This window comes from Dyadobacter sp. CY261 (assembly GCF_021440085.1).
GTDB lineage: Bacteria > Bacteroidota > Bacteroidia > Cytophagales > Spirosomataceae > Dyadobacter.
This window is the reverse complement of sequence record NZ_JAKCPW010000003.1, coordinates 585,174-604,898: the sequence shown is the minus strand read 5'-3', so window position 1 is coordinate 604,898 and position 19,725 is coordinate 585,174. Positions and strand designations below refer to the sequence as shown.

Below are 19,725 nucleotides of genomic sequence, written 5' to 3'. Positions count from 1 at the left end.
TCGAAGGTTTTTCGGTTTAAAGTGGTGACTTACAGGATATAAAGTGAAGGATAAGAAGTTACAAAAAAAAAACCGGTTTCAGGACCGGCAGCATTCGGAAGCATGTCAAAATAGTTACCGATTTCCTTTAAAAAATCGGCCTCTTTAAGTAACTTTAGTATAATCTAAGTACAATTCGGCGACACATTTGGGGACAATAATCCAGAAGATTGCAGATGAGATCCAGCTTCATGGAAGTTGGGAGGCGTATGAGCAGTGGGAATATCAGCAGCGGCTGCGAGAACTGGACGAAAATCGACTGCCTGCGGATCCGTACCAGGACCGGCGAGCAGCTGACGAAACCTATGTGCCTGATTGTCCAACCCCTCAGACGTAGATCAAACTATTTTCGGTTTGACAAAATGTTTAGACCTCTTTCAGTGAATAGTATGTATGTGGAGAAAGCTCGGGCTGGCCGGAGAATCAAGCATTCTATCCCGGTGAGCCTGCCTGTAAAAAACTATCTGCAAAAGTGGTATCCGGACCATTATCAGATCAACCAAAGTGAATATCTGGGGATGTGGCTCATTAATGCCATGGTCAAGAAAACGAGTTGGACGCGTTCGTACTCGGATTCGAGTGCGGATTTGGATTCCCTCAAGGAAGCCAAACTCACAGAAAGCTGGTGTTTCAACGCTCCGGTCCGATATCAGTATCAAATCGTGCTCCCGAAGCGCCGGGTCATCGAATTTCATAACATGATAATGAAATTCATGTACGGTGAGATCTTCTTTGAAATGGAGGTTCGAAGGCTCAAAGGCGAAGTTGATTACATTCAGACGAGCATCGATGAGTTTCGCGACCGTTACGGTATTTGGGATAAATACTTGATGGACGAAACGATCCGGAAAGCGTACATGCGCTGGAAAAAGCGGTCAGATATCACGCAGGCGGCATTCGTTGATTTCTTCCCTGGAAAACTACTCGGCAAAATTTAGCGATGGACGATATCATATCAGAGCTTTGTGAGCTCCCCACCGGCGTTTACACGCTGGAATTTTTGCCCAGGCATGAGATCAGCCATTGGGAAGGTATCCGCCCGATCCCGCTTAACCGCTGGTACGGGATCGCGGTCTTTAAGGACTCCCTCGAATATGATCAGCCGGCAGAAGGCACCGTACATGGTGCGATCAACCGGGTTTCGATCGGTTGTATGGTTGTAAATGATAGCCAGGCCATCGCAGACCAGGTACAGCAAATGGAGCAAATGCGGTTTGCGCTCAGGGTGACGCATTATGACGGGAAAATCCGGATAGTAGGTACACCGAATGAGCTGGTGACGCTCACTACCTCACAGTTTAAACCTCCGAAAATTGTTGGAGCGCAGGGCTACACGCTTAATTTTACAGGCTCATTCATCGCAAAGCCTGCAATCCTGACTTTATGAAGTTGACCTGGACCTACTACCCGAAATTCAGTGAAAGAATTACCCTGACGGTTCACTACGTGCCGGCGATCGACAGAACTGGTCATTGGGGTTTCCTTCATCGCGATTCAAATACTTGTTGGGTAAGGTGGGATTGCTTCAAGACTTTTAGCCAGGGCGATGTCGACGCAAAGCGTGATGCATTTGGCCGGCTTGTCGCCATTGAGGACACTTTTGATACAAATTCACTTACAGCACTTTTAGCCGCGAAAAATGAAAGGGAAGACCGATGAGCAAATTATAAAAGAGGCCTGCGAGCGCATCCACAATGTGCCAATTTGGCTACCGTTTTCAAGTCATGATGTGCCGGTAGCCAGCAGAGATTTCGATATCGTCAAATCAATGAATTTGCGTCCGGTAGGGAATTTTTTCTATCACCTGGTCAGGTTTAAAAAAGTCTTCACATCTCTGGGCCCACAATGGGAATTTGAATGCCTGGTAAAATAGACTTGAAAACATGAATAGCATTCAGGACGCCGATAATGGCAGTGAGAAACCAGCTTTGAAGCGTTACGAATACTGGTCTGAGATATTATGCCAGGTACCAAAATTTAAGGCTGAAATGTTGGACCACTCATTTCACGTATCCTACGACCTATCAAAGAGTAAAAGCTATCCGGATGTATTTATGGATTCTATGGCACGGGATCTTCGTGATAAAATCCGGAAAGAAAATCCTGAATTACTCGAAAAGGAAGTTGCGATCACGTTTGATGATCATTTTGCTGAGAACGGTCAGCTGATACGCACTGTCACTATCGCGGAAGAAAAGCAGATTAGGCAACCATAAAGCTTTCGCCTGTTTCCGTGTCCCATCGGAAATTTTTACCCCCTTCTATGTTTGTGTCCACGCAAATTCAAAGCGATAATGCCGGACGTAAACCTTTCTTCTCACGCCTTAATCACAATGATATGCCGCTGCCTATCCGGGCAGTGGCATATCGATCCTCAATGGATGTTTCAACACGCCGACCTGCTGGTCCGTGCTGATAATGGCGAAGCCCTCGAAGGCCACTGGCCTAAAATGACAAGCAGCCTGCTTGTTGATCAAGGCGGGGTGTTTGCTGCTGCCGCGAAAGGTGACACAATCGGAAAGGGGCAAGCCCTGGGCGTGATTAACCTGATCGGACCTATCTACAAGTACGGCTATTACAGTGGTTCGAAGATCTTCGGCAGTTTACTTTCTGGCATGGCTTCTGACGATCGTGTAGGTGGCGTCAGAGTCATTACGGATACGCCAGGTGGCCAGGTAAACGGTAGCCGTGAGATTTTTGAATTAGTTCGGGATTTTCCAAAGCCCGTTTTGACAACTGTCGACGGATTTTTGGCAAGTGCCGGCTATCACCAGCTTTCAGGCAGTACCCGGATCGTGGCCACGCAGCCGACAGACCAAATTGGTTCTATTGGAACCTATCAATCATTTGCCGATTGGGAAGCCTACTACGAAAGTATGGGCCTCAAAATGTATTCGGTTTACGCAGACCGATCAACGGAAAAAAATGAGGAATTCCGTCAAATCATTGATTCCAAGGGAAAGCAAACTGAATTGGCTCAGAAAATGCTGACTGCGTATAACAATCAATTCCTGGCAGACGTCAAAGCCGGGCGTGGTAAAAAGCTGACCGGGAAAGGTGACGATCCATTGAAGGGACGCTTATTTTTTTCCGATGCATCAATCGAGAATGGATTAATTGACGACCTGGTGCCAGCCAGCGATTCGTTTTCCGTGCTCTCCGACATGGTAACTACTTCCAAAAAATCGACTATAACAATGTCAACAATCAAAAAACCGGGTCTTGTGGCCGCGTTTATGGCTGCTTTAAAAAGCATCGACGAACAACCAGAAGCAGAAGGCAACGAGCCTACCGTAGAATCTCTGACCGCGCAGCTCGCTCAGGCTACCACCGAACGCGATACTGCATTGGGGCAGGTTGCTACCCTGACAACTGAACGCGACGCTGCTCAGACGAGTGTGACCACGTTGACCACCAAGAACACTGAATTGCAGGCGACAGTCGACAAATATGGCGATCAACCTGGTGCGATGGGTACACAAACCCTGAAAAAGGACGGCGACAAAATTCCGGAAGGAACAGAGTCAAAAACGCTTCAACAAATCATCGACGAGCTTCCTTCTGAAAAAGAGGCTGCTGCAATGGGCTTCTGACACCAATAACAAATTACACTTCATCTTCAATTAGATAACCAATGACCGTTTCAGAAATTGTAACCGCGTTCGGTGCCTACTACCTGAATAACGGCCAAAACATGAACAGCCTGTACACGCAGCTGTATCAGGGTTTTGTGACCGAGCAGGTTTTCACTCCTATCATCACCGATGATACAATCTGGCGCGCTTCCGAAGCACGTCACACCCGCATTGTGCAGCCTTTCCAGAAGGCATTTACGCCGACAGGATCAGCGGAATTCAAACCTGTTGAAATCCGTCAGTACAACATGAAGGCTGATCTTTCGGAGTATCCGGACGATATCAAATCCAGCTGGCTTGGCTTCCTGTCATCAACAGGTGTTAAGCGTGCCGAATGGCCGTTTGTCAAATACTGGATGGACAAGTTGATTGTCCCGCAGATCCAGAAAGACATTGAACTTAACGAGGCCGGTCGCGGTGTTTATGCGGCCCCGACTCCTGGAACAGCTGGTGCAGCTGGTACCGCCATGAACGGTATCCAGAAGATCCTCGGTGATCACATTACCGCTTCGCGCATCACACCGATAGTCCTGGGTGCGATCCCAACCGACAACGTTGAGCTGGTCGAGTACTTCGAGGATTACCATGCGGGTATACCTATCCTGTACCAGAATATCCCAATGACAACCTACGTGCCTGAACCATTGGTGTTACGCTATAAGCGTGGATATCGTGCCAAGTATGGTAAGGACATGGACTTCCAGACCAATGCAGACGGAAGTATCAAAATCCTGGATACGCAGTTGTCGCTGGTTGGTCTTCCTTCGATGAATTTCAAGGCTAACGGATCTGCAAACGACCGGATCTTCACCACGCCGAAGGAAAATGCGATCATGCTCAAAAAGGGCTTCAACAACTCTAAGGGCATTTTCAATGTGCAGGAGCAGGACCGTCAGGTAAAGCTGCTTACTGACTGGTGGTTGGGCTTCGGCTTTATCATCCCTGAGCTTGTCTGGGTTAATGACGGCGCAGCCTAATCAATTCTGATCATCCAGGCACTGTGCAGCAAACGCCTGCACAGTGCCAATTTCCAGTTGATATTATGTCACAAACGGCACAACCAACGGCAGAGCAGCTTGCCGAAAAAGAAGTCGAGATCGTCCGGCTCACTGCATTAGTTGACGATTATAAAAAGCAGCTCGTCGAAAAGGATAAGACGATCGTCGAGACCAAAGAGCAGCTGACTGCCAAAACAGCGGAAGTTACCGAAGCCGAAGGGCTGATTTCCGGTTTGCAAACTGCTCTGACCGCTCAGGCAACAGCGGAATCTGGCCAGGACACCATTGTCACCTACAAAGGGAAGAAATTCCGCGTTGTAGTTCCCGCATTCAAGCTCAAAGACCAGGAATACAAAGCCGAAGATTTGAACGAGAATAAAGAGCTACTTGCCAGGCTGGTCGAGAAGAAAAGCTCGATCCTCGCTGCTCTGTAAATCAATTTGATCACTCAGCCAATACGGCTCTAACTTTTTTAAAACCATGTGTGACGTATTAGACGTTCTTTTGGGTGATCAGTGCGGATCCAACCAGGGCGGTACGAAGCTACTGCTTCGCTACGCTCAGGTTGCCGACTTTGCATCGATCAAAAAGCCCGCAGCGAATGCCGAAGGTGCGGCCAAATCGGAAATCACCGAAGCCCACACTTTCAAAGCTACCAAGGCATGGAAGACCATCCAGATCGTTAAAAATTCGGGAGGTCTGACATATAGTGAAGGTGGAGAGAATAGCGGTGTGAAAGTCGCAGCTCTCGTTTTCCGCGTACCGTCCAATAACGTGGCCGCGCGCGTGCTCTTCAATATGGCCAATGGTATTTTGCCCATGATCTTCCTGGTAGAAGATGCGAACATGGCAGATGGCTCCTATGACCAAATCGGGACCGAAAGCCAGTATGCGACCATTAAGGGTCAAAAGCTTCCCGGTACCAATGACGGTGAAGGCGGCATGTACGAGTTCACTGTAAATTCTACGCAGAATCTGCGCCTTATTTACAGCGGCGCGGTAACCTTAACACCGGCAGCGTAATGTCAACCAAGAAAAAAATCACCCCAGAAGTAGGGCAGGCATCACAGCAGGAGCGGACTTACGAGATTGTCGGCCTGGAAATGAAACCATATATGCCTGTCCACTTCAACGGGGAGATGATCGATCTAGCGAATTTGACTGACCAGCAGTCAAAGCAGCTGATCGAGGCGGAATATCCGCATATCATTCCAGTGTAGTTCCTGTTAGTTTTTGTGGGTAATATTAAGTGTTCATCCGGGCGTGCATCGCGTCCGGATGTTTTGTTTACAGCTATGGATAAAGAATATTGTTTGCAAGCGATGGCCTGGCAGAAAAGCGAAGACTACACCGAAGGTCTCCGGCTTTGGAAACAGCGCTACGGGGAAAATCTCACTTACAGGACGCTTTGTTTCGGTGCCAATGACTTTACCCGGGCGAAGATGCTGGCCGGGCTCATGGAAGGCGTCATCGCTCCGGATCCGGAACCTAAGCCAGAGCCGGCCAAAGCAGAGCCGCATCCGGATTTGGACCGGGTTAAGGATGAAGTTTCGGATCTTGACTGGGAGGTTTCGGATTTGCGCGGAAAGGTGGAAGATCTGGAAGGAAAGCTCGATGAGCTCACCGGCGCGAACTTGCGTCCGGAAGCAGTTCCGGCGAAATCTGAAAACGAGCCACAGGAAATTCAGGAAATGAGGCGTAAGACCAGGCTTCTGATGGACGAGCGTGTGATTTTAAAGCAGCAGCTTCGCGAACTTCCGGATCCGGAGTACAGGGAAGATCGGAGAAAGATAGCCGTCAGGATCCTGGATATGACCGACGAGCTCGACATGCTTTTTGCCAAGATCAATTACTTCCGTGAGCATGGCCGCGTTCCGGAAGAAATTGTGGTCGCTCCGGACGTGCTGAAACTTCCAAAGCCGTATCTGAACATCCGAACCTACATCAGCAAGACGATTAAGAAGATCAACCTGGCGAAGGAGCCCGCCGAAAAAAAGAAACTGGAAGACGTCCTTCAAAAGTGGCGGGATAAGCTCGCGGAGATAGAAACCGAGCTATAAACTGCTTTTTTACTTACAGCAACTTTCAATATCCTTTGTCCCATCGATCCGGCTGGAAACCTGCTACCCTTGCAGATAAATAACCAGCCATGGACGCCGAATTTTATCCTTCCGAGCCTGTTTTAAGCGCAGCTGCACTTGATGAAGTGGAGCAAAGCGCATACGCGCAGCTTTCCCTCTCAGACATATCGATCCTGGTCGAAGTCGATGAATTTCACGTGCGCCGGTGGATGGATGATCGTCATCATCCATTTTTCATTCGGGTTAACCGCGGTCGGCTCCGGTTCCAGCGTGAAATGAACGAGTCATTGATACTGCTGGCAAAAACTGGGGAGTCAAGCGCGCTGATCAGCATCGAGAAGGCCATGGAAAGACAACGAATCCTTGACGCATGAGCCTACCAGAGAAAGTACCGGCGCGGCCGGATGTGTTTGAAGATGATTTCGACGACATCTTCAAATGGTACACAGATCCCGAGAAATTCAAGATTTCAGAAACTCAGCAGCGCCAGCTCGCCCGCTGGCGGTTTGCACGTGAATGGTACACCAACTTCGACCCGTTCAACGATATCCAAGTGGTTCGGGCTCTCATGAAGGAATACGGGATCTCAGAGCGCCAGGCCTACCTGGACGTAAAGGCGAGCCAGCGCTTTTTCTGTACCGTCGACCAGGCCAACGAAGAGTTCGAAAAGGTCATGCTCATTGAGCGCACCAAGCGTCTCCGGAAGAAAGCAATCGAATCCGGCACTGCAAAAGGGCTTTTGATTGCCTCTAAATGCGATGCGACATTATTGAAAATCTTTGGCTTTGACCGTGAGAAGGCGCTTATGCCGACACCGGTAATTGCCAATATCACAATTAACACGGATCCCGCGACCGTAGGCGCTCTCCCAATTGCCAACTTCGAAGCGCTCAAAAAGACCTTCTGGAAGAAAAAAGAGGAAAAGGCAATGGCGGATGCTCAGGATATTGATCACGACGAAATTTTCGATAAGCCACGTAACGAGCGCGACCATCAGCGGAAATAGCTATGAATTTAACTACTGAGGGGCAGGCCGGTACTTCGCTTTATATGAACCGGCCCCAACTGGTTTCTAATCTGATGGATGCCCGGATACAGGCGCATGTGTGGGGGCGTGGTACAGGAAAGAGCTCGGGAGCACTTTCGCATCGCGCCCACCGGTGTATGTCCTTCATGCCAAGATCCACCGGTGCCAATGTCGCCGAATCCTATATGCAGCTGCTGGATCGGACTATGCCACCGATTAAAGCACGCTGGCAGGAAATGGGCCTGCAAGATGGTGTTGACTTCTGGTTTAGAAAATCTCCGCCGAAAAATGCCGGGCTCCGTATGCCTTACGTAATGCCAGAAACACCGGAGCATTGCGTTTTCATGCGTGTGAACCGGTATGATGTGAGCCTTATGCAAATGGTCTCGCAGGATCGCCCGGGATCTTCGAACGGTATGTCGAACGTCTGGATGATGGGCGATGAGACCCGCTTTCTGGATTACACGCAGCTGAAACGGGAATTCAAACCGACGCTTCGCGGTAATCGTCGCTATTTTGGGGACTGCCATTTGTACAGATCGGAAATGTACACAACGGATATGCCGACTGAACCAGGTGCGAAATGGATCCACGAATATGAGGATTACATGGATCCAGCTGCTAACGAGCTTATTCTGGCCGGTGAGAAGATCTTGTTCGATATTCGCCTGGCAGCAACCAAGCGTGGCCGATATACTCAGAACGAGATCCGGCAAATCGAGTCTATCAACAGGGAGTTGTCCCTGGTGCGCAAAGACCTGATCTTTTATAGTGAGGCCAGCTCCCTGGACAATATCGATGTGCTGGGGGAAGAATACATCCGCGACTTAAAGCGGGACCTTACTGATTTTGAATTTGAAACATCGGTTGCAAACATCCGCCCCAGTAAGGGTGAAAATGCATTTTATCCGGATCTGGCCGATCGTCATTTCTACAATGCACTTGATTACAGCTTTGTCGACGGTCAGCCTGAATCTGATTACGGGAAAGGTAAACTCAACGACTGTCGTAAAGATCTGGATTTGAATAGGAGCATGCCGCTGGAAGCAGCCCTCGATGTGGGCGGTAAGATTAACACTCTTGCATGCGGGCAGGAAATGGCGATGACGATATCGTTAGTTAACGCAATGGATGTGCTGCACCCAAACAAGATAGCAGACCTGGCCCGGCAGTTCGATAAGTACTACCGATACTATCCTAAGAAAGAAGTCATTGTCTACTATGATCACACCCACGTGCCACGCAACCCGGTCAGTGACAAGAACCCGATCGACGAGTTTGTCGACACGCTTGCAGATCTGGGCTGGGCTGTAACCAAGTACCCGGTCGGTGTCACGCCATCCTACTACAACCGCTACAAGCTATGGACGGCGCTGCTCACTGGTCAACGTGTCAGTGAATCGGAGTTCTACCAGGTACGCTTCAACAAGGAGAACTGCAAGACACTCAAGAAAGCGATGAACTTCACCCACTTCACATTGAATGGAAAGACCGGCTTCGAAAAGAATAAGAAGATGGAGAAGGATACGAAGGCGGATCAGCGCGATGCACCCCACTACTCGGATGCTGCTGACCTGCTGGTGTATGGTATGATCAAGCGCAGGCGGCAGGGTCGGACGCCGGTGGCATCGGTCATCGATTTTTGAGGGGGGGCGTGTCATATATCGCCGAAGTCGACCGAAAGCAATTGCCTTACGAGACAGGGTGTGGCGGGGTCTTCTTTGTGGCAAAATCGCGTTTTTGGAAAGTGGCACCCCTGAAATCGCTGACCCTGAAAGTTTTAGTCAAAAAAATATTGCAAAACCGTGTTTAAATCCGGCTGATTTCGGGCAATTCTGGGGTTTGATGTCCCATTGTCAGCCTGTTTTCGACCCTACTTTCGAGCAATGAAGCCACCAATCAGAGTAATTGACGCTTTGCAGATCATGGACGAGTCAACGTCCGGAGACCGGCCAAATCCTTTCTCGATCATCTTCACCACTTGCGACCGTAGACACGGTACCGGCGGTAAAAGGATCGTGTTCCATAGGGCGGTGCTGACTAAAAAACGGATTCGCTCCGTGGTGGCCAGTACCAACGGAAAGAAGCGAAGCCCGGACAAGACGCTTCCGATTATGGTAAAAAATTTAACCAGCCATGAGATCCGTAAAGTGCATATCCCACTGATCGAATCTGTCAATGACCATTTCGTGTTATGAGCCTTATTTTTCCAGATAGCCGCTCGGCTATTCTTTCAGCCGCCGGCGTCGTTGTTACCATGCCGGATCCCGGTGCATCTCCAACACAGCCGATCGTCAAGGATCCGTACACTGTTACCACACAAGGAATCGTGCTTTGGGGAACAGCGAATAACTTTCCGCAAATGATCCTGGAAAAAGGCAGGAAATCAACCATCATTCCAGCAGCGTTACGCTGGCAATCCAACCTGGTCAGCACTCAGCTGATCCCATACCAGGCGCATTACGATGGAGAAAAGGAAGTTTTGGAGGTGGTCAACGATCCGGAGATACGCGAGTTCATAAGCAACCGGCATTTTAAGCGATACCAGCGTGAGGCGGCCAATGACATTTTCTGGTTTTTGAATATTTTCCCGGAGCTCATCCTTTCAAAAAACCGGCAGAAGATCACTCATATTCACCCCAACGAAGCGGCATACTGCCGGATCGGCGTGCAGAATGACCTGGGTGTTTCTGAATTCACTTACATCAATGCAAACTGGCCATATGCTTCCTGGGATGATAAGGAAACCCACAAGATCCGCACGCTGGATCCATACCAATACGATTTGACCGACTGGACCCGGGACCAACATACGGATGAATTCAAGTTCATCTATCCGAGCAGCTACCCGACGCCAGGCAACACATTTTACCAGCTTGCTCATTGGGATGGTATCCGTACATCTGGTTGGCTTGATGTACTTGAAAAAGTACCTGCACTTAAAAGGGCGTTGTTTGATAATCAGATGAATATCAAATATCACATCCAAATCCCTTACGAGTACTGGCCGAGCAATTACGGTGAGACGTGGCGAATTGCAAGCCAGGAAGAAAGAGAGCAGATTAAGAAAAATAGGATTGCAGAGCTAAGTCGGCATTTGACCGGCGTCGAGAAAACTGGGATTGCGATGGCAACCGAGTACGGGATTTCTTCGCTGGATGGAAAGACTACTGAGGGCTGGAAAATAGAGGCGCTTCCGGACAAATTGAAAGACGGCGCTCACTTGGCTGACAACATGGAAGCGACTGCGCACTTGATGTACGCCTTAGGTATCGATCCGACCCTGGTTGGCTTTGCCAGCAAAGAACAGGGCGCTCGTAGCGGCGGCTCCGATAAGCGGGAAGCGCTGGGTATTTATCTTTCTCAGTTGCAGCCCTACCGTGATGTGCTGCTAGAACCACTCAACTTTATTGCGGAATACAACGGCTGGAAGAAGAAATATCCATGGCTCGAATTTCGCTCGATGCAAACGCTCCTGACCACGCTCGATACTGGGGCAGATCAAAAGAAAAAAGCAGCCTAACGCCGTAAACCATGCTGATATCTAATATTGACGAATTGAGGGAATACATTCCGGTCGGTCGGGATTTGGATTTTGTTTCGGTAAAGCCTTCTATTCGCAAGGCTGAGCGCCGGTTTATCCTTCCGCTATTGGGCAAGGATTTTTACCGGCTGCTTGTATCAGAATATGAAGGCAATCTTCTGAGCGAGGATCATCAGGAACTCGTCGAATACATCCGGAGCGCTTCGGCGAACCTTACCATGTGGTATTACGTGCAAATTGGGGATGTGCTTATTGATAGCTCCGGCATGTATAAGCAGCGTACTGAACAGCGCTGGGTGCTTAGTGAAAGTGACCAGAAGCGTCTGCAAAACTCATTTCTTAGCGACGGTCTGGACGCGCTCGATGACCTAATGAATCACTTGGAAGATAACATTTCCAAATATTCTACTTACAGCAACAGCAAGGAATATCTGGCAGAGCGCCGGGGCCTTGTTACATCAGCTGCTACTGTGCAGACCGTCTTCACCCTATTTCATCCACGGGTAACTTTTCAGGCGATGCGTGAAGCGATCCGCTACCATGAAGACGGTAGGGTCGCGCCAATCATGCAAGACTATTATGGTATTCTGATTGACAAAAAACAGGATGATCTCAATGAGGTAGACACCGTCGCTCTGCGTTTGGCACGACGGGCATTGATCTACCTGGCGTCTGCCAGGTCGATGATCACGCGCACGGTCAAATTTACCAACGAGGGTCTGAAAGTTATGGCGGGTGATGACCAGGTAAGCCAGTTTGAAAACGATCGGATCGAGGCGTCTGCAAAAGAATTTGAACAAAGCGGTCAGATCGAGCTCGACGCACTAGTAAAGCACCTGAACAAGTACGAGCCTGACGGCTATACCAAACCTGAACAAGTTACCTATACCGACCATGGCGCGCAGTCTGGCGGCATCGTCTTTTTCTAACACTGTTATGATCCCCATAGAACTGAAATTTCCGGACGGAAAGTCCAAACATTTCCTGGTTCCTCAGAGTTTTGAAGAGCTGACCGAAGACCAGTATTTGAAATGCATCACCATTTTGAAGCGGGCGGAAACTTATCCATCCGATCAGTGGCTGCTGTTGATGGTACTAATCCGTATCAGCCAGGAGGATTTGAAGTTGCTTAACGGTGTTCAGCGTATCGAACTGCTGTCAACCATGGGATTTCTCTATGATCTGGACAAGTTGCCAAGCAAGCAGATGATCAAAAAGCTTCATGGAAAAGATAGGTCAAAGGTTATCGCGCTCTATGGCCCGGGCGACCTGTTGAAGCATTTTACTTTTGGAGAATTTCTCGCTGCTGAAACTAGGCTCGATCGCTACTATCAAATCCATGACGAAGCGCAGCTAAACCAGTTTTGCGGTGTGATGTACCGCAAAAGCTCGCCGGAAAGGAGCGAGTACTCGGACCAGCGGACCAGTTTTGAAGACGGGCTTGTTGAAAGTAACGGCAGATATTTTTCAAAGGTCGATGATTATACCAAGACAGCGCTGGTAATGAACTACAACGGCATGAAACGGCGGTTCCCTTCCTTGTATCGGAACGTGTTTCCTCCAAAAATGCAGGACGAAGACGAGTTAGAGCCAAAACCGAAGCCTAAACAACGGACTTCATCCTCAATGGCCTGGCTCAATACGCTGGTGAGCCTGGCCGATCGGGATGTGACCAAAATCAAAGAGGTGGAAAAAGCGTCCTTGCATACCGTCCTCAAAGTGCTCGACGAAATGATCCAGCACAATCAGCAAATGAAGGAAGAAGCAATTCGTAACCGGCGATGAACACTTACCCTGAATTCAGATCTTTTTTTGAAGATGTGAGCAGAAAGCTCCTATTGCTGGGCCGTGAGCCTGGCATGGTAAACCTTTTTTTTGCGGAAGGTCCTGAAAACGCTTCTGTGCTGGTCTCAGCGTTGCGCAATAAATTAACCCTGCCATGCCTTTTGGTTGAATTCCCCGATGAAGACAACGAAAACGGCGAGTCGCCGGCTAAGGTATTGAATAGTTCTTTCGTCGTTCTTGACCAGAAAAATTCCAGGGACAAAGCTGATAACATTGAAAAAATTATCTATTCAAGATGTCGGCCAGCAGCTGAACAGATTTTTGCCTATATGAGGCAAAAAACCGATAGAATGGAATTGAAGCTGGGAGGCAAAACGGTTAGCCTGGTGGGCACGAGTCACGGCACTTGGGTAGGGCCGATCGATAGCAATCTGTACGGCTGGCTGATCAACTTCGAATGGAGAATTGCCGCTGGCGTGTGTGTCAACCGCGATTCGTGGGAAGAATCTACGCCTTAAAGTAGTTTAGTTAAACCACTTTAAGCACCTTGATGTCCTACTGATCGGGCCACGCGCAGCGGATTTTTGCTGCATGGCAATTGTTGTTACAGCTCCCGAAGAAATTGGTTATTCAAAAGATGGAATCCTTTGGCGGTTCGTTGACGACCGGGCAGGGATAACGCCGGGCATCGCCTCGGAAGCTTACTTTTCAATCTCCGATGCCGTGCCTGATGGCACCCAAATTATTTTCCGTTGGGGAAACAATGAACTTCGTTATACCGCCAGGGAAACGATCGGGGAATACGGCAACGAAATCCCAACATTTCCGGCGTACTCGCCGCCTGCGCACGAGGCTTATGTCAAAAGCCTGGTTCCTTATTTTCAGCAAAATCTATTTCTCGACAGGGACTTCGACATTGAAGCTTACGAGGCGTCACTGTTTGGTACAACGCTCTGGGTAGTCAAATTCACAGCGAAGAATAGGGGAACGGTTTATAACCTGGTCAACACCAGATTTGCCGGCGGCGGAATCGCGATTACCGTCGAAGGGACTGACGATAGCGTAGTAGCCAATAACGGCACTTATGTGGAAGTCTGGATGCAAACGCCAGACCTGTCGATGTTCCAAAAACAGTATGAGGGCGTGCATCCTTTTGACAAAGATTCGATTGCCGAATTTGACGTTGCTTCGGTGCTGCACAGCAACCTGAGCGCGGAGATTCCGGACATGGTGGTCAAAATTGCCGAACGCTGCAACCAGAGCCGCCGGAAGTATTACCTCAGATATGCCCTTTACGGCGGTGAGACTCCAAGCATAGGACCAGTACAGCAGACTGACGATTTCGTTGTATTGCTGGGTGGTTTTGTCCAGTGGAAACAAGGGCCGCAGTCGTTGATCGGTACCTTCAAAATTTCAGAACGCGAATCGAAGATCTTGCAGCTGCGCACTTCAATGCGCGTGGTTAGAACTGATGAGCCAGTTTTTGCGAGCTGGGTAAACTTCGGGCCCGCAGGCCGGACGATTTACGCCTTGGCAACACTTACGTTTGCTGATGGCAGTTCACAAACGACCAATACAGGCGTAATTACGGCAGTTGAAAAGTACGAGAAGCTTGTCTTCGGGATCGGCTACAAGCAGCTAGGGCTTTGGATACTGGAAGGGCAGGGGCGGGTCGTCACCGAATACACGGTGCAGATCTGCGATGATCTGGGCGTGGTTTCTGATGGATATCGGCTTGTAGTCGATTATCGGCATCTTGAATACGTGCGGTATTTCGCCCACATCAATTCCTACGGATGCATCGAAACACTGATGACATACGGCAAGGAATCAGACAGTTGGAAAGTATTCAAGGAGACTGCAAGGAAAGTATTGCCGTATAGCTTCGATTCCAGCGAAGCTCAATTTGTCGAATGGAATACCACTTACCAGGATATCCGGGAAGTGGCCACTGGATGGATGCGTAGGAAAGATTTAATTCTTTGGCTCGACCTGTTCATCAGTGCGCTCAAATACCGGGTAATCAATGGGAGGTCGTATGCGGTCCAGGTAAACAGTGATACGATTCAGAAGGGTCAGGACGGCGATAACCAACATGCACTGGTATTCGAATATCAATTCGCCAGGGTTTTCGACTCGGTCAATGAAGAGCTTATGGAGGGGGAAGACGTCAGCGACGTTATCCCGCCTAATGTGATCACGCCTGGATCTCAGAATCCTGGATCCGGAGGCGGGACAAGCTCGCCACCACCACCTTCCAATATGTACGTGGATCCTTACCCGATCCCTGGAAGTCGCAACCCTATCAGCAGCGACGGGATGTTCCGTACGCTAGAAAATTACCAGTTAAAACTTCCGATCGGCGATCCGGGAAAATTCATCAATGGCGAACACAAGCTGAGCAATATGCGTGAGGCAGTGAACTCCTACGAGAAAGACCCGACCGTGCCCACCTACGCGAAATCGCTGGTAGGGCTTTCCAAGATAGTAAATGATCTGCAAGCCCTTCCACCCGAGAACGGGCTTAACGTGCCAAAACTTGGCGGCCAAATGGCTGCATGGTACATCCAACGCATGACGCACCCTTCATTCGACAAGGTCCCTCCGATCGTGGTCGAAAAAGGCGTTGCGTTTGAAAAATATCTCGACCTATCAATTTATCAAACCTCCTTTCATCCAATTGATCAACTAGACGTGGAAATCGTTTTCAACACCGATAAGTTAAATGGTGTAAATATCACAGCCGATGGCCTGGTGTTGTCTGTCAAAGGAACTTTGTCGGAAATACTCAGCGCGAAAGAGAACGTCTTACTCATCGTTCGTGATCAGGCAAAAAATCAGGGCGTCGTGGCGCTTCGCCTCCAAGTCATTGAAGAAACCGAAGAGCCAGAAGAACCAGACAACCGCCCAACTTGTCCCAAAGGCCCATTTCATTGGCTTGGTGCGCCTATCCAGGTATTTGATAACGGTCATTTTCGGGCTCCTTTCGACGGAGAAGGCGTGGATCCACTTGATTGGGTTATTTCATCTTCGCAAGATGCTGCAAATTTTATTCGAAAGGGACAGGAGGCACCTTACCAAGGGTTGGCATTCCTTGATGTGACAACTGACCCTTTACCTGCTGGCGGCTACTGGCTTGGAATCCGTGGCGTTTTGTGCAAGAGTAATTGGGAATGGCGGGAAATCGTCTTTCCTGAAAATGCTGTCGTGCATTTCACGGAAGGATACCCAAAATTCAACAACAATGGGACAGTAAGCGAATTTTTGATGATGGTGGAGCCTTCCGGCCGTTTTCTGACGGAGCTGATCAAACTTCCTGAGAATACGAAGCTATATTCTGAAGAGCACGACTATGTCGCCAACACGACAGAAATACAAATCTGGAAATCCGGAACGTATCAGGACAGTAAATACCGGATCAATGTCGGCACGGCAAGCGCAGAAATTACTGTTGGTACGCCGCCATCGGCGCCAAAAGAAGTCTTCCAACTAATTTCGGGATATAATGGTGCGGTGCTGGCTGATCTTCTGGCGGGCGCTTACAATGGGCCGGTGCCGGCATCCGGATTTAACGGGACTTTCGAAGCCACCGACACCGTCACAGCTGGTCGCGCTTATCGGCTCCGGATGGAATATAAAGTTGCCGGCGTTTTCACAAACGTGCCAAATGCCGGCCAATCAGGCGTATCGTCGGTTCCGACGACCATGATATCGAAGCAAAGGCTTTTCACTGCTTTGGGAGCTGATTCTCGCGTGGTTTCTTTCCAAAACAAATCGTTGAACCGCTACGGCGAGTTTCGCGTCACTTTTGAAATGTTTCAGGGTGATACGAGCGCGACACCCGTTACGAAAACCTACCAGCAAACTTTCAACCTGCATGCCTTCGAGATTCTAGGGCAGGTGACCAATTTAGGTCCGGGCAATGGCCGTTATGCTCCGTTGATTAGCAAAATGCTCTACGACGGGCAGAATGTAGTAAACGACAATGTCTGGGCAGCGCCATTTGCAGGCCTGCCGAAGAAATTGGAGTATAGCGTAGACGGGGGTAATACTTGGTTCAGCGACGTTAGCGCGCAAGGTGACATTTGGGGTGGGGAAGGAGCCTATTCCAACGTGTGGATCCTGAATAACAATTCAATCGACAATTTCCCGAAAGGCACGACAAGGCAAGTGATTTTCCGGAATCCGGCTTTGCCTGCCGTGCGGTCAGCGTCTTTCGCAGTGGCCAATTCACCAGGGGGGACCGGAACTGAACCTACGCCGCTGGGTACATATCAATCAACTGCCGGCGGTAGGAAATTCACTTTCACGAAATCCCCGAATTTCCAGCTGTCTTTCAACAACGACGGGACATTTTCTGATGTGACGCCCGGTTTGCAGTCGGGAACTCCGAACAAAATCGACGGGCGGACGGTCTTTTACATGATCAACTACTCGTATTTCGTTTCCAATGGCGATGCAACTTCGATCTACACGGATTTGAAGAACGTCTTCCTGCGCGATGGGCTTTATACGATCCGGCATTTCAGCTGCGATGCTTCGAAAATCCCTAACCTGGATGCATTCAAGGCAGGAATTACTGGCTACGGTACTAACGCGGTCAATGTTTACAATGCGAAACTCTCGGAGATTACCGTCGCGATCAGGACAACCTCCAATCCGGGAATTCCGGCATGGTTAATCCCATCGAGAAGGCTGAATTTCGGTCAAGGAGCAAAAAACAAGTCTTTCCGGAACGATAAAGTTTTTGCAATGGGTGCGCTGAACCTGGGCGATGCCCACAGCATCTATCATGCGAAGGGATCACATACCAGGATGATCGATGACGAAAGCATTGACCAGCCATATAGCTACCGTACTTTCAAATGGGATTGGGATGGTCTGCCGCTGATCACTAATGAGCAGCTGTATGCAAAATTCAGGCATTTCATCGACAACTATGGCCTTACTAAGGACACTGTCATCACCGACGAAATTCCGGAAAACACGCAAGGTACTGATCCGACCATCCTGAGCCGGATGAAGCATGCCTACCAGGGAGCGCTCGATAAGCTCAGGGAAACTACTCCGGGGCTAGACAAAAAGGACACAAACCTTTATGGAAGCTATGGAGCAGATTCAACTCCTGACCGCTTCACCTGGGGAACGAAAGCGCAGGTTGCTCAATCGCTCAATGAAAAGGTACATAACGATTGGGATCCTGCTACACAGGCCTGGGGCGGCATCAATGACTACTATAATTCCGGTCATATCGACGTTCGCAATGTCCAGTGCGGCTATTACATGTACAATGGTCTGCCTCGGATGATCCCTTACGAACTGGTGTACGCCAACGAAAGGTGGAAGATTGGGACAAAAACTTTTGATGGGCAGGACCGGGAATCGAAGTGGGTGGTATACTCGACGATACTTTGTCAGACACTGGTCCGCAATGGAGAAGGCAAGCAGATCGGGGTTGAAGAAGCCCGTACAGGTGACATTATCCCTTTTTCGAATGGTGAAATTCTATCGGTGTACAATACACCCAGCGCAGCCGTAGCCGGCGAATTCTACGAGCTTGGTTTCTGGTCGACCCTGATTGGCAACGGGATACTGATCTGGGGAGAAGACACCTTCGGTCTGGACACGACAAAAATTCGCACCTATGAAGCGACCAACCAGCCTATGTATTGGACTCGTTCCGGCGGATCTCGCGAAGACTGGGTTTCAGGTCAGAATGGTGCACCCGTGAACGATCCAAGCGGGATCTACGACCTGCTTTATGCAACCGTGATCGATCATGCTCACCTGGGCTATGAGGACGCGCGTGAGCTACTGGATCATGCTGAGACGCTTTATTTCGCATCATACACATCGAGCCGGAAAAGCTTCACGCCTGCACCAGGTAGCACGGGTTTGCACCTGAACGGCTTCGGTGCTTTGAATATGGGATCTCTATCATTTGTGGATGCCCGTGATCAGAAGGCAGGCCTGGCGATCGTCGGTGTCGGAAGCGCGGGAAAGGTGGCCGTGTATTACAACGGCTATCTGTCCGCGCAGGAATTCGAAGACAACGTGACGATCACCCACCAGGGCGCTTCGGTCAACCTTGGCCGGGTGTATGGCCGTCAAACCAAGTTTATCAAATTCCCAACCTCTCTCCCATGAAAGCCAGATTGATTTTAGTGTTTATGGCTTCGGCCTGCGCGTTTATCGGGTGCCGTTCTGTCAAAAAAGAGCGTTCGAAGAGCGACAGTACCAGTGTTACAAAAACCGTCCAGGTTGAAAACTGGGCGGGCCAGTCGATGGAAGAAATTTCCATTGAGACCACAGACTTCCGTGTGGCCAGCCTGCTTTATCCTGATGTTTTCGCGCCAGTACTGGATTATCCTGAGCACGTGGCAACCCGCGACACCAAAGAAATTAGCAAGCCCTTCCGGACGAAAATAGTAATCCGGAAGGCAGTGAAAGCCAACGGCCAGAGTCTAGCGAAAAAGGAGGATGAACACCACGTATCGAAAGCCCTGATTTCCAAATCCAAACCGCCGATCGGAAGGCCGCTTGCCGGGGACGCGCTAATGATCTTCCTGCTGGTTGTCGTAATTATCATCATCTATTTTTTCAACAAGCATTAGCC

General features: G+C 49.5%; 20 protein-coding genes. All 20 read left to right on the top strand.

Annotated features, from left to right (window positions below; translation table 11 throughout):
* Nucleotides 1–215 precede the first annotated feature (215 nt).
* Nucleotides 216–977, top strand: a complete 762-nt coding sequence (locus LZD49_RS12525; protein ID WP_234667696.1) for a hypothetical protein — start codon at nt 216–218, stop codon at nt 975–977.
* Between the two features lie 2 nt (nt 978–979).
* Nucleotides 980–1,426 carry a hypothetical protein gene (locus tag LZD49_RS12520; protein WP_234667693.1) on the top strand — a complete coding sequence of 149 codons (447 nt, stop codon included), beginning with the start codon at nt 980–982 and terminating at the stop codon, nt 1,424–1,426.
* Between the two features lie 252 nt (nt 1,427–1,678).
* The gene (locus tag LZD49_RS12515) at nt 1,679–1,912 is read left to right on the top strand and encodes a hypothetical protein (protein ID WP_234667691.1); all 234 of its coding nucleotides are present in this window, start codon (nt 1,679–1,681) and stop codon (nt 1,910–1,912) included.
* A 10-nt stretch (nt 1,913–1,922) separates the two neighbouring features.
* Complete coding sequence (locus LZD49_RS12510; protein WP_234667690.1) at nt 1,923–2,255, top strand: hypothetical protein; 333 nt, start codon at nt 1,923–1,925, stop codon at nt 2,253–2,255.
* Nucleotides 2,256–2,372: 117 nt separating this feature from the next.
* A complete protein-coding gene (locus tag LZD49_RS12505) occupies nt 2,373–3,632 on the top strand; it encodes a S49 family peptidase (RefSeq protein WP_234667689.1) in 1,260 nt (419 codons plus the stop codon).
* 41 nt (nt 3,633–3,673) lie between these two features.
* Nucleotides 3,674–4,651, top strand: coding sequence for a hypothetical protein (locus tag LZD49_RS12500; RefSeq protein ID WP_234667688.1), 978 nt, complete (start codon nt 3,674–3,676; stop codon nt 4,649–4,651).
* Between the two features lie 65 nt (nt 4,652–4,716).
* Entirely contained in the window at nt 4,717–5,106 is a 390-nt protein-coding gene (locus tag LZD49_RS12495) for a hypothetical protein (RefSeq protein ID WP_234667687.1), read from the top strand.
* A gap of 46 nt (nt 5,107–5,152) precedes the next feature.
* Nucleotides 5,153–5,695 (top strand): hypothetical protein, encoded by a 543-nt coding sequence (locus LZD49_RS12490; RefSeq protein ID WP_234667686.1) that lies wholly within the window; start codon nt 5,153–5,155, stop codon nt 5,693–5,695.
* Nucleotides 5,695–5,892 carry a hypothetical protein gene (locus LZD49_RS12485; RefSeq protein ID WP_234667685.1) on the top strand — a complete coding sequence of 66 codons (198 nt, stop codon included), beginning with the start codon at nt 5,695–5,697 and terminating at the stop codon, nt 5,890–5,892. The genes LZD49_RS12490 and LZD49_RS12485 overlap by 1 nt, the downstream gene beginning before the upstream one ends.
* A 75-nt stretch (nt 5,893–5,967) precedes the next feature.
* Entirely contained in the window at nt 5,968–6,732 is a 765-nt protein-coding gene (locus tag LZD49_RS12480; RefSeq protein ID WP_234667684.1) for a hypothetical protein, read from the top strand.
* 89 nt (nt 6,733–6,821) lie between these two features.
* Entirely contained in the window at nt 6,822–7,127 is a 306-nt protein-coding gene (locus LZD49_RS12475) for a hypothetical protein (RefSeq protein WP_234667683.1), read from the top strand.
* Nucleotides 7,124–7,759 (top strand): hypothetical protein, encoded by a 636-nt coding sequence (locus tag LZD49_RS12470; protein ID WP_234667682.1) that lies wholly within the window; start codon nt 7,124–7,126, stop codon nt 7,757–7,759. The genes LZD49_RS12475 and LZD49_RS12470 overlap by 4 nt, the downstream gene beginning before the upstream one ends.
* Before the next feature lie 2 nt (nt 7,760–7,761).
* A complete protein-coding gene (locus LZD49_RS12465) occupies nt 7,762–9,426 on the top strand; it encodes a hypothetical protein (RefSeq protein ID WP_234667681.1) in 1,665 nt (554 codons plus the stop codon).
* 240 nt (nt 9,427–9,666) lie between these two features.
* Entirely contained in the window at nt 9,667–9,978 is a 312-nt protein-coding gene (locus LZD49_RS12460; protein WP_234667680.1) for a hypothetical protein, read from the top strand.
* Complete coding sequence (locus LZD49_RS12455) at nt 9,975–11,303, top strand: hypothetical protein (protein WP_234667679.1); 1,329 nt, start codon at nt 9,975–9,977, stop codon at nt 11,301–11,303. The genes LZD49_RS12460 and LZD49_RS12455 overlap by 4 nt, the downstream gene beginning before the upstream one ends.
* 11 nt (nt 11,304–11,314) lie before the next feature.
* Nucleotides 11,315–12,253: a DUF6712 family protein gene (locus LZD49_RS12450; RefSeq protein WP_234667678.1), complete on the top strand. Its 939-nt coding sequence runs from the start codon at nt 11,315–11,317 to the stop codon at nt 12,251–12,253.
* Nucleotides 12,254–12,260: 7 nt separating this feature from the next.
* Nucleotides 12,261–13,109, top strand: coding sequence for a hypothetical protein (locus LZD49_RS12445; protein ID WP_234667677.1), 849 nt, complete (start codon nt 12,261–12,263; stop codon nt 13,107–13,109).
* On the top strand, nt 13,106–13,627 hold the full coding sequence (locus LZD49_RS12440; protein ID WP_234667676.1) for a hypothetical protein: 522 nt from the start codon (nt 13,106–13,108) through the stop codon (nt 13,625–13,627). Before LZD49_RS12445 ends, LZD49_RS12440 begins: the two co-directional genes overlap by 4 nt.
* A 73-nt stretch (nt 13,628–13,700) precedes the next feature.
* The gene (locus LZD49_RS12435) at nt 13,701–19,256 is read left to right on the top strand and encodes a hypothetical protein (RefSeq protein ID WP_234667675.1); all 5,556 of its coding nucleotides are present in this window, start codon (nt 13,701–13,703) and stop codon (nt 19,254–19,256) included.
* Entirely contained in the window at nt 19,253–19,723 is a 471-nt protein-coding gene (locus tag LZD49_RS12430) for a hypothetical protein (protein ID WP_234667674.1), read from the top strand. Before LZD49_RS12435 ends, LZD49_RS12430 begins: the two co-directional genes overlap by 4 nt.
* Nucleotides 19,724–19,725 lie beyond the last annotated feature (2 nt).